At 37.6% G+C, this 13,699-nt stretch carries 2 protein-coding genes; one reads left to right on the forward strand and one right to left on the reverse strand.

Annotated features, from left to right (window positions below; all coding sequences use genetic code 11):
- Positions 1 to 191: 191 nt before the first annotated feature.
- Positions 192 to 2,624, forward strand: coding sequence for a helix-turn-helix domain-containing protein (locus WJN01_RS15000; protein ID WP_445197976.1), 2,433 nt, complete (start codon positions 192 to 194; stop codon positions 2,622 to 2,624).
- Positions 2,625 to 2,677: 53 nt separating this feature from the next.
- Here the strand turns inward: WJN01_RS15000 and WJN01_RS15005 are convergent, their stop codons facing one another.
- Positions 2,678 to 13,597, reverse strand: coding sequence for a CARDB domain-containing protein (locus tag WJN01_RS15005; RefSeq protein WP_445197977.1), 10,920 nt, complete (start codon positions 13,595 to 13,597; stop codon positions 2,678 to 2,680).
- Positions 13,598 to 13,699: the final 102 nt, after the last annotated feature.

The following is a 13,699-nucleotide window of genomic DNA, read 5'->3' on the forward strand; positions in this document are numbered from 1 at the left end:
GATGGTACTGCATTTGTGGGAGAGTAGGTCGTTGCCTTTCTTGGAAGCCCTTCATGGAAACATGAAGGGCTTTTTTTTGCTCTTTATTCAAGGTTTCTTTTAGAACAGCATTCATAAATCTTAACCTTCCTAAGTATTTCCATAGTTAATATTAAAAAATAACTACTATGTTTGTTTTTCATTAACTTATAATGGAGAATAAGGAATTAGAATTAGCTTGGTCGTTTGTAAATAAAACAAATCGCTCAATTTTTTTAACAGGTAAAGCTGGCACTGGCAAAACCACGTTTTTGCATCGTTTACGTATGCAAAGTTCTAAACGGTTGGTTCTAGTGGCTCCTACGGGAGTGGCAGCTATTAATGCAAAGGGTGTCACCATACATTCCTTTTTTCAAATGCCTTTTGGCCCTATTTTGCCCGATACTGATTTAAACACTTCAACAAATTTTAACAGAAAGTTCAATAAAACTAAGATAAACATCATTAAATCGATGGACCTTTTGGTGATTGATGAAATTAGTATGGTTCGAGCCGATTTACTTGATGGTATTGATAGAACACTTCGTCGGTTTAGGAATAGGAACAAAGTTTTTGGAGGTGTTCAAGTGCTCATGATTGGCGATTTACAACAGCTATCTCCAGTAATTAAGGAACATGAATGGGATTTGTTAAAGCATGTTTACAAAAACGGTTTCTTTTTTAGTAGTCATGCCTTTCAGCAATGCGCTGCAATTACCATTGAATTAAAGCATATTTACAGGCAAGAAAACCCCAAGTTCATTAAAATACTCAACGCTATTAGAAATAATCAGTTGGATGAAGCTGAAACTCAAGAACTAAATAAGCGTTTTATTCCAGATTTTACACCAAAATCTGATGATGGGTATATTTCTCTAACAACACATAATAACAAAGCTGAAGCTACCAATAGAGCTGAATTAGCAAAATTGAAATCTAAAACTTTTACCTATTCTGCCGAAGTTGACGGTAAATTCCCTGAGTATGCTTATCCAAATAAGGAGCTTTTAGAATTAAAGGTTGGTGCGCAGGTTATGTTCATTAAAAATGACAGTAGCCCCGAAAAGCGATATTTTAATGGGAAAATAGGGAGAATTAAACACTTGGACGCTGATGAAGTAGTGGTGCATTGCCCAGAAGATGATTATAATATCATTGTCACTCCAGAAATTTGGGAGAATATTAATTATTCCGTTGATGTTGAAACCAAAGCAATTACGGAAGAAAAAATAGGTTCATACACGCAAATGCCATTGAGGTTAGCTTGGTCGATTACCATTCATAAAAGTCAAGGATTAACCTTTGAAAAAGCTATTATTGATGCAGAAGGTGCATTTGCCCACGGACAAACCTACGTTGCTTTCAGTAGATGCAAATCGTTGGAAGGTTTGGTGCTTAAAAGTAAAATTCACACCAATCAGATTATTAATAATAGTAATATTGCAACCTTTAATGAGCATGCTGAACAGAACGTCCCCGATGAAAAGGTTTTAGAAAAGTCACAAAAAGAGTTTCAATTAGATTTGATTGCCGATGTGTTTGATTTTTATGCCATTTTGCATCCCGTAAAGCGAATTTTGGATGTTTATTATAAAAATAGAACCATAATTGAAGGCCCTCTTGAAGAAACTTTTCTTTCTATTAAAGAATCCCTTACCAATTTTTTAAAGGTAGCCAATGGTTTTAATTCTCAATTGAGAACGCTTTCGGAAACGGAAGGATTGGCTGAACAGAGTTTATTAATTCAAGAACGTTTTAAAAAAGCCATTGAATATTTTAAATCAGAAACAGATACCCATCTTGTTCAACCATTAAAGACTTTTTCATTTACTACAGACAATCAAACCATTGGAAGTGAACTAACAAAACATTTGGACGATTTTGAAGAACTTTTGGCTGTAAAGATGATTTATTTCAATGGTTTGAAAAGCGGTTTTCATACTGAGCAATTTTTGGATTTAAGAGCCAAATCGGTTTTTGAAAGCAAAGAGAAACCGAATAAACAACGTAAAACTGTTGTTGAAGGCACTAGTAATATTGACTTGTTCGAAAAGTTGAGAATACTTCGAAATACAATTGCCCAAGAAAAGGATTTGATCCACTATCAGATATTTACCCAAAAGTCACTTTATGAAATGTGTGAAACCTTGCCAACAACTAGAAGTGAATTACTAAAGGTTAACGGTATGGGAAAATCTCGAGTTGAAAAATATGGTCTTGCCATTTTAAAGGTCATTAAAGAATATTGTGATGAAGAAGGTATTGAAACATCTGGTGATGCTGAAATTTTTGATGAGCCCCATCCAAAGCGAAAGCGGGGTGATACAAATAAAGAGTCATTAGCTTTGTTTAAGGAAGGTAAAACAATTCAACAAATAGCCAATATACGAGCACTTAACGAAAATACCGTATTTGGACATTTGGCGAGTTTTATACCTTTAGGAAAGGTGAAAATTACAGATTTAATGTCAACAACTCATTACAACGAATTAAAAACTATCATTCCTCAAATATCCTTCGAAAATTTATCCGATTTGAAGCATCAACTTGATGATAAGTATTCTTTTGGCGAGTTAAGATTGGTTATTGAAGAATTAAACAATTAAGGCAGACCTATACAAAGCCTGCCTAACAAAATTGCTCTTATCTATCTGTTCTATTACCTCAAAACTACAAATCTTTTAGTTCCAGTTTTTTCATTATTGCTCAGTTTTACAAAGTATACGCCATCTTGATAGCTATCATTAAGCTCTAAAGTAACTTCAGATTTATTGATAACCTCGGTGGTTGATATTTCTCTTCCTAAAGCATCAAAAATGGTCAAGGTGGTTTTATATACAACATTGTTGGAAAACTTAATGGTCAACTTTTCTTTAACAGGGTTAGGGTAAAGTTTGAAATCAGATATCAGGTTTTCTTCTGTGCTTAAAGGTCCGCAAGGTTCTGTTGTTTCCGGATTTATTAGTGGGTCTGTGTCATCACAATCGCCTGCAACAGTTGAATAATTGTCACTAGGCATTTGGCATAGCGTTTTGTTGGTCAGAACGTTGTCAATACCATAGCCGTCACCATCAGCATCATAATAATAAACCTGTAATTCCCCGACAATTTCAACAGTAAATGTTGTACTCGATTGGTTTCCTTGGTTATCGGTTGCAGTAATGGTCACATCCGTGTTTTCAGAAATCACTGTGCTTGACGCCGGTATTTGTGATATTTGAATGGAACTAGTGCAATTATCGCTCACTTGAGCCAACGACTTATAGTCAGGAAGATATACCGTGCAATTTTCATTTCTATTTAGAACTTGATTCGCGATTGGGTCTATTGACGGCGCCGTAGTATCTTCAGGTATAATTTTAAATGAAATTGAAGATTTATTATTGGACACATCAGTTACCGATAAAATAGCATTGGTAGTTGCCGTAATCTCAGTGCCTGCTGCAGGAATTTGCACAATTTGCAAATTGCCTTGGCAATTGTCATTTATTCCAGCTAGTACGCTGTAATCTTGAACAATAACTTTGCATGCTGAATTTAAAGGCTCAATTTGGTCACCAATTGAATTTATTGAAGGGAAAACAGTGTCTTCCAATCCAATATCAGCACTAATGTTGGCAGTTAAGCCATTAAAGTCAGTTACAATAACCTGATATGTTCCATTGCCCACATTCGTCAAATTTTGAGGGTCTGGTTCTGTGTCGCCAGGTGCAATGCCATCGTTGTCCCAATCAAACGTATAAGGTGCAGTTCCACCCAATACCTCAAGTTCAATGGCTCCATCTGAAGATTCAGAACAAGTAGCGTTAACCACCTGTGTTCTTAGTATTAAGCCTTCAGTAAATATGGCGGTAATTGATTTATTGGAGTCCATTAAAAGGGTTTCATCGTTGTTAAAACTTCCTAAATCGCCTTCCCATCCATTAAAACTCCAGTTAGAGTCTGGAATGGCACTAACATCTACAGATGTGCCTGAAAGATACGGGCCGCTAACAGGATTCACGGTAATAGTTCCATTTCCTTGAGTGTTTGTTACCAGAGTATAGGATTCTTGAACAAAAATGGCCCTAACGGTTTTATCGCTATCCATTAAAATAGTTTCCGCATTAATGCTGCTCGTTAAATCGATTTCCCATCTGTCAAATACCCATCCATTGTCTGCTACAGCCTCAACATTTACTGAAACTCCTTCTTCAAAATAATTGTTGTTCGGTGAAATTACAACAGAACCATTACCCGTTTGTTCGGTGGTTAAACTATGATATTGAACAGTAACATCATTTTCGGAAGGCGTTGAATAACAAATGGCTATACCAGAATCTATTTCACTTTTATTGTTGACATTATCAATGACTACAGGAGCCAAACAATAGGCCTTATCCGGTTCCCCTTCAAAAGTGAATTTATCTTCAATGTTTAAAACATCTGAAATTTTGCGATATTCTCCACCATCTTCGGAAAGATAAACTTCATAGCCCAAAATACCGCTTCCACCCAAATCATCGCTAGCGTCTAACTTGAAGCTTTGGATTGTTTCAAACTCCAAATTACTATCTGTAATAGCATCAATAATTGGTGGTTCAGCATCAATAATATTTATAGCTTCATTAGTTCCAATGGGCTCATTAATATCGAAAAAGATGTTTGCAGATGCATTTAATTCATCTCCTGTAACCGTTGTGCTTTTGGCTTTTATTGAATAGTTAACAAAACCTTCGCCGGCACCATTATCGTCATTTATAGGAAGGAAACCTTTTAGTGCTTCGTATGGCGGTAGCCCCGTTTCAGGGTCGATGGATTGGAAACTCCAGAATAATTCAGAATTCACAACATCTATACCAATAGAAACATTTACATCCATACCAATTTCGCTAGAAAGATTGAGGCGGGTACTATAACTTGATAAGCCCTCTGGTACATCAAAAGTATATTTTCCAAATCCAAAACCTTGTAACCTAAAACTAGCGGGATTGAAATTACTGCCAAGCTTTTGCCTAATAACTACCCTTTGGGCTGGAGCTGTGGCAAAATCAGGATCGTTTTCAAAATTAATGGTGTAGTTTAAGGTTTCTGTATTCGAAACAAATTTCTCGGGACCAAAGCCTTCAGGACCAATAATTTCGTTTGGATCACAGGAGGCTACTACTGGTTTGCAGAAATATTGTTGACCATAACAAAGTGCTAAACCTGTAACACCTGATCCACCCGATAAAACATCTGCTGCTGCATTACCTATACAACCAAATTCTGAAGCAGTAGAGGCAGCTTCACTTTTGTCGTTTAGATTATTTAATGATAAAGCGCAACTTAAACCTCCTGCACTACAGACAATAACTGGTATTACACATCCTGCTCCAGTGGCACAAAAAACTAAACTAGAAAGACACCCTCCAGCAGATAAACCACAATCTACAGCAACAAAAGCAACATCGCACCAACTTGGCGTGCCATCTCCTCCTCCACCTGTAGCAGAGCAGTCACCACCAGGGCCAGGTGGACTATCAGGATTATTGGGGTTATTGGGCTCATTCGGATCATTAGGATTGTTGGGCTCATTCGGATTATTAGGATTGTAAGGTTCATCATCATCATCAAAATCAGGGTCTTTTTCAGGCTCTGGTTTTGGGCAAGGTGTGCCAGGAGGCGCACCTAGAACGCTACCACTAGAACAATCGACCGGTTTAGGGTCGCAATTTTCACCAAAAGGACAATCTGGAAATGGGTCTGGGTAAGGGTCATCATCACAACCTTCATCAATAAGTCCATTACAATTATTATCTATGCCATCGTCACAAATTTCATTGCCAGGGTGAATCAAACTGTTATTATCGTTGCAGTCGCCTTCACATTCAGTATAGCCATCTCCATCATTATCAATTTCAGTACATGCGTCGCAATCTTCATCAATTTGGCCATCGCAATCATTATCTTTTCCATCAAAACATATTTCTTCCATAGATGGATTGATGGCTCTATCTGCATCATTGCAATCACCTTCATATTCGGTATAACCATCTTTGTCATTGTCTATTTCATTTAAGGGAATTATACCATCACAATTATTATCCTTACCATCTTCAATTTCTACAGCACCAGGGTAAATAGTACTATCATAATCGTTACAATCTCCTTGGCATATAGAAAACCCGTCACCATCTAAATCTTGTTCAACGAGAGGAATTATACCATCACCATCATCATCAATACCATTACAAACTTCAGTACAATTACCATTATCGGGACATGCACAATCCACACCATAAAGACAACCATCAGGACCATTTGGACCTTGGTTTCCTGGAGCAATAGGGCCATAGCCAGGTCCACCTGGTCCTCCAGCCCCCCCTTTGCCCGGACTAATATATTGATTTCCAGGGCCACCAGGGCCACCAGGAGAGCCATCTTCGCCAATACCACCAGGCGCACCTGGTACACCATCTTCACCTAAACCGGGTTTGTAGGCTGTAAAGCAAATGGCCAATTCATTATCGTTGATTTTTTCAATTGAAAATGTTCCGTTGTAGGTGTAGTTATAAGATGTGAAGCCTTCTGTATTAATGAAAAACTTTGAAACATCAAACCCTACAATACCATCGGAGGCCTTTAAAATAGTCCAACATTTATCAACAGCAGGATACCAACCAGCTAAATACGTTGGTGAATTGCTGTAGTCTAAACTTTTAATATTAATAGTAAAAGGGTTTTCTGAAGTAGATTCAATATTTAGCTTGCCTGACAAACTGATAATGTCATGACCTAAATTTGCACCTGCATCTCCATTATATTTATTGATTTCCCAGTTATAGTTTGCTCCAGGGCCAAATGTTGCATTTGATGCTCTTAACACATCAGGGCCTTGAATACCAGGGGTATAAGTGTTTTGGTTTAAAGTTATTTCGTTTTGACAATTTTCACATTCAAAATCTACAAGTAGTGTATCACTAGGCTTCAAAAATCCATACTCCACGTAGTTGTTAAGCATCATTTTGGAAAAAGCTATCTTGTCTTCCACTACATCTCTGCTATCGCTCATAAAACCTGGTGTTTCTAGTGCAAGTTGCCGAGTGGCTTCAATGTTTTCCAATGCATTAAAAAGTATCGTTTCTTCGTTTCCGCCTATTACTCTCGCTCTAAGAGGGAAGGTATTGCCAGAAAAATTAGCAATATGCACACTAGCCGTCATAACTTCACCAGGTTTAAAATCTCTGGCAGTAAACGGAATAAGTTGATAACCTTCATTTGATTTGTAGTCTGGCATATCTTGAAGTCGACCGTAAATATCAGTAACAGAATTTTTTTTGAGTTTTCCGCTGACACTGATATCTAAAATATCTACATTATCCAACATGGCTAATTCTGCTAAAACCGCAGGAGTGTCAACATTATTGTCATTTCTAATAACGAATTCAAAAAAGGCACTGCGTCCTCTCCTTAACACATCTGGAGATAGTAAGTCATAGATTAAATTAGTATAGCCTGTACTTTGTTCTACTGTTATAGCTTGATTCAGAATAATTGATGAACTATCTGGGTTTTCAATTTCTAGGTCATAGGTATTTAAAGGGACGTCTGTTAAGTCCCATGAAATTTCGGCCTCCATGCTGCTTAGCAAGTTTACAGCTAGTGAATTATTAATTGTGGCGCCGTTATTTAATAAACGGGCCACCATACCTGCTCTAAAGCCAGCACCAGTAATTGAAGTGCTAACCTTACCGTCTCCAACTGTATTTGGGGAAACAGAAATTAAACTGAAATCTAATAGTTCTGCATTGATGCTTAAAGTCTGTAATGCTGATAGTTCTGTGCTAATAAGTAAATAATAGTCTCCAGCTTTTGTATTGGGTACCAAAACGCGCTGGTTTGTCGAGTTTTTGTAGATACCTTGAAATTCAAAACTGTTTGGGGTAGGTATGGTTTCATGGGATATATAGGCATTGTTGTTCCCTAGGTCTCTGGTAGATTCTATGTTAATTATTAAATCTTTACCTTCTTCAACCGAAATTTTATAATACAACCAATTTTGATTTTCTAAATTTTTTGTGGTTAGTGTGTTTAAAGGTAAACTTCTAACGTCTAAGGCTATGGTTTCATTAGTAGCTAAACTATTGTTGGTAAAATTGTTCTCGTTTATTGAAGATAGGATATTAGTCCGCCCTATACCATAATAGTTGCCAGGAAATAAACCCCTTACATTTCCCGAAAGGTCAAAGGTTCTGGTTTCTCCTGGAGCTAGAGTGATTGAAAAATCATCAGATGCAATTAAGGAAGCCAAGGCACCATTATATTCGGCTTGGGTAGATAAATAAAAGGCATTTGCTAGGTTTCCTACAGCAGTATTATCTCCAACATTATTTACGACTAATTGAGAGTCAAATGAATCGCCTAAAGTGGCTTGGGTATCTGTATTTATAGAATCAATTTTTAGATCAGAAGGGTCTTGAATTTCTACTAGAACTAGTTGAGATATTTCATTGTTATACTCACCATTTTCAAAACCTTCATAAATCATATTTGAAGAATCGGTCTTCCCTATCAAATAATAATTGCCAGAAGCGTTATTAGGAACCTTAAGTGTGACTTCTGTTGTAACAGATTCACCTGGAGCCAGAACAATTTCTTTTAAAGTACCTCCAACGCCGTTGGTTTGTGATACGGCATTGGGAAGAAAACCGAGATAAAATTTATCGTACCATTCGCTTTTAGTTACACCTAGGCCTTGGTTTTGTACCGTATAACTTATAGTGAAACTTTGCCCGTTAACTAAAGTTTCTGGAGCACTAAAATCTGTAATAACCAAATCGGCATGGGGTGGCAATATGAGTTGAATTGGTTTATATAATTGATTGTTGATTCTATTTTTATCTTCATCATAACGATTATCAAAATCAACCCAAATTATAATATTGAAATCGCCTTCAATACCATTGGGGATTTTAAAAGTTGCATTTTGCGTAATACTGCCACCTCCAGCTAATTTAGAGATAGACCGTTGCCCAAGATAAAAATCGTCTGCACTAAGTTGGGTATCAAAACTTAAATAAATTCGAGTAATAAATGATGATGAGATATCTGTGGTTCCAAAGTTCTCAACCGTCCAATTTATTGGAATTTCTTCTCCTGAATCGACCATGCCTTGTGCACCAATATTGGTAAGAGCGATGTCTATATCGATAGGGTCTGCCTCAGGTGGGTTAATAATAGTTGGAGAGTTAATGCCAAGAGATGCATTACTAATTTTATTGTTAAGTTCGTCTAATTCAAATACATTGTCATAAGCATCTACGTAAATGAAAAAATAAATATTATCAGGAACAGAGCTAGGTAAAGTGCATGTTCTGGTATATTCAACGGTTTGGTTTACATTGATTGCTGTAACTATGTTTTTTGTATTGATTTCTTTGGCAGTACTAGGGTTCCACTCTGCATTTTCAGACCAAAAAACTCTATCGCTACGAGAACCAGAGTCTTTGGCACCCAAGTTTTTAACTCTATATTTTAAATTAAAAGGCTGAGTGCGAGTTATGGTTTCTGGGTAGGAAATAGAAACTGGTACTAAATCTGGGCGGTTATCTAAATTAATATTAATAAGGCCGCTTCTAATGGTGTCGTTAGCGCTGGTTTCAAACTCAAATATATTATCTTTTACGTCTGTAATAATATAGACGTAATGATTGCCTTCTGTTTTTTCTGGAAGTTTAAAATCTTTGTTAACGGTGTAAGACATACCGTTTTCAAAATCACCGGTTATGCTCTTGCCAGCAATAAAAACTTCGGCATTTTGAAGAAATGAATTATTGCCAAGTGATATCGCTTCATCTTTATTGAATGTTGGTTCGGTTGAAATGAATACTTCGTCTATCCACGAATTTTTTAAAGGAGGATTAAAACCTTGGTTTTCAACAGTCCAAGATACAGTTAAATCTTGATTGGCAGTTGCCTCACTTGGTGTGTTTATCGAGGTTAAGGCCAAGTCAGCTGGCGGTGTAAGTACAATATTAATAAATTCACTCCTAAGAATGTTATTGGAATATATAGGCTCGTACATACCCATGAAGTTACTTATAACGTAAATATAATATTCACCAAATATGTTTTCTGGAATTTCAACCTCCTGCGAATAGTTATAACTATCATTGACTTCTACATAATCATTGGTTACGCAGGTACCGCCAGGACTATTTCCTAATGAAGCTCGGTAATCTTTTAGTTTTTTTGCTGTCGCAAAAGAAAATGTGGGATATTCAGATAAATAAATGGCATCTCTCCAATGGCGCTCAAAAACACATGGGTCGTAATCTGTGTTTTGTGGGATGGGTGAGAATGAAATGGATGAACTTCCGCCATACCCTCCTGAGCTTCCTCCAGAAGAAGGAGCAAAACCTATATCTAAAGCTACGTATGGAGGTTTCCACCAAAAGCCACCTATGGCGGTTCTTTCACCTATATTTTCAGCCGAGTACTGAATCGTTATTTTGTCACCGGAAAAGGCATCTGTTGGAGCACCAATATTAACCACGCTCAAATCTGGTGCTGGAGGAATAGCAATAAACAGCTTTTGATAAAATAGATTGTTTTGTTCGTCAATTTCTATTAGGTCTGCACCATGGGATTTTCTGTCGTCTATGCAAACTCCATTTTCTGTTCTACAATAACCATCTACATTGTCGGTTATTATAAACAGGTAATATGAACCTACATGATTTAAGGGAATGTCTACTTGCTGTACATTAGTGTAAGATTCTCCTGGGTTAAGAGAAGATACACTTGTGAATTCTCCCAACAGGGTATCATCACCACGACGTAAATCCAAATCGGGCGAGAGGTATAAACGGTCTTTCCAAATGGTATTATTGGTGCTACCATTTCCAATATTTGTTACCTCCCATGAAACAGTAATAGATCCTCCTCCTACGGCCTCAGTAGGCATAGATACATTTTCTAAAGTAAGATCTGGGGTTCCAGATGGGGTAAAGGTTTGTATTGGTCCAGGTGTTTCAAAACATGAATTCTTGGCCACTACTTGCCATGAGTATTCTAATGCGGGTTCTAAATTTCTTACCGCATAGATTATTTCTTCAACATTTGATTTAACAGGTGTTTCGCTTTTGGCTTCATTGCTTGGCCAAACATAAATATCGTATAGAACACTGTTTGCTCCAGGACTCCAAGATAATTGAACGGGCTGGCGCAAATTAACAGAAGCATTGCTCGGTAACATGTTGGAAACTTCTACTGGTGGTTCTGATGGAATAACTTTAATGGAAACTGAGTCAGAAAAAGCGCATCCATTATTGTAGCTGCCGGTAACAGTATAATCGGTATCAGAACTTGGTGCTACGGTAATCGTACTCAATGTTGAGCCATTGGACCAAACCTGCTCATCTGAATTATCAATTGTAAGTTCTATAGTTTCACCAATACAAATAGTAGTAACCGAAGAGGTTTGTATGGTTGGTTTTTCTACAATGATTAATTCAAACAACGCTGAAACCGCTTCACATCCCAAATTGTTTATCAATTTAGCTTCGTATTGCCCGGGCAATTCTGTGGTAATTTCTGTTGAAGTACCCATATCATAAAACTCTCCATCGTAGATTCTTTTCCATTTTAAGGGAATATTGTACTGCGTAGAAAGTGTTGTTTGTGCATTTACGCATAGCATATTGCCTGCACTTGACTGGATTACAGGACTTTCCCCTGGATCTGAAATATTAATGGTTATTGTTCTTAAAATAGGGCATCCATTTGCAGAAGTTCCATCTTGATAAGTGTAGGTTCCTGCGGCCGTTAGGGTTTGTCCAACAAACTCATAGCTTTGACCCGCACAAATAGTCACTTCGGTAAAGGTTTCCTCGGTTTCCAATACTTCAATGGTAGTAGTATCCGAAATGTCTCCGTTTTGATCTGGTATGGTATAGGTCAAGGTATATATTCCAGGCGGGGCGAGTGATGTATGGAAAACATTGGCCTGAACATACTCACCAGACCAAACGCCTCCCGTTGGGCTACCATCTGGCAATGAAAAATCACTCGCTTTTTCACATAAATCATCCAGACTTGGTGCTGTAACAATAACCGTGTTGTCAATGATTGTGAAGCTGTCTTCGGCCGTTTCCGAACAATTATTTTCTTGATATTCATAAATCAAAGTATATGTTCCCGGCGATAATGCTGTGGGGTCAATACTGGTAATTGTGGTTTCAGGGCTCGTATTGAAATAATAAGTTCCCCCTGTTGGTGTGCCCATATCGAGCGTAACTACGGAGTCGTCAATATTTAAACTTTCAAAAGGTAAATTTAAAGATACTGTGGGAAGCGTTGTGACTGTAACGATTACTTCTTCCGTATTGGTACAGCCATCCGTATTCGATATATCTACCGAATAGATTGTGGTTGTGGACGGCGTTACGGATATTTCTGAAGTTGTCTCTCCAGTACTCCAAAGATATGAGTTTCCTCCCGAAGCTGTTAACACAGTTGTTTCTCCCGAACAAATGGTAACATCCCCTGATATTGAAGTAATTGGTTGGGCAAAATGGGTTATGCTTTTTGAATTGTCGTCGTTTGTGTTGTCAATATCATTGCCAATTATGGAGTAGGCGTTAATGTTATAGGTTTCTTCAGAAGAAAAATCGGTCGTTTGGGTAAAAGTATAGGTTGTGCTATTGCCCGATAGAAGATTAATGTTATTTACCGTTTCAATGATTGCAGCACCTCCATTAATGCTATAGGCCACATCTAGGCTGTTTATTGTAGGGTCTCCATAATTTGTGATTTCAACTGTAATACTTTCGCTTGAATTTAAATCGCAACTTGAATCTGGTGAAGTGATTGCCGATATGCCCACATCATAATTAAATGTGGTATTTTGTTGGGCCGTATAACCGGGGGCTAAATAAAGTTCTCCATTTTCATTGATGGCGTATTCATAAAATGAAAAATAGTAGATGGTTGAAGGGTTTAAACCTGAAAGGGTAAAATTGTCTCCAAAGTCGTTGAAAACAACAAAGTTACCACTGCCCAATTCATCGCCGTTGCCAAATGTTGCACTGGCATTGTATGTGGTAAAATCGGCTGGTGCAGTATTAACGGCACTGCCTTCTCGAGCTATAACAAGTCTACGTGTTCCGTCACCTGGGGTAAAGCTTACATCAAATGAATTTAAATCTATATTTGCGAACTGGGCATTTGAAACCTGTACCGTTGGTCGGTCTCCGAAGGTTTCTAAAGCAAATTTATAACCAGGCCTTAAATAAAGTTTCGCATTACTGCCATTAAACTCAAACAATGCAAAGTGATAGTTTTGAGCTGATTGTAAATTGGTTATGTTAACGTTTGTACCTGTACCTGCGTAAAGCACATAATTGCCTGAACCGTTAATTTCATAAAAACCATTATAGAAACCTCCGGAATTTGCATTATAATTTGATAAATCTTCTGGTTCTACAGAAACAGGGCCATCTTGTCGACCAATTAAAAGTCTGTTGGAACCGTTCCCTTTAGTCCACGAAATATTGATGCTTGAAGTGCTTCTACTGCTTATAAAAGCGTTGCTCGATTGAACCGTAGGCGTACCCAAGGTAGCTTGGCTGGCCTCATAGGGTGGGTTTCCGTTGGTGTCGTTGCCGACTAGGTAAAAGGTCTCTGTGCCACTTCCGTTGTATTCGAAGACCTTGAAGAG

The organism is Tamlana sedimenti, assembly GCF_038148895.1.
Taxonomy (GTDB): Bacteria; Bacteroidota; Bacteroidia; order Flavobacteriales; family Flavobacteriaceae; genus Tamlana.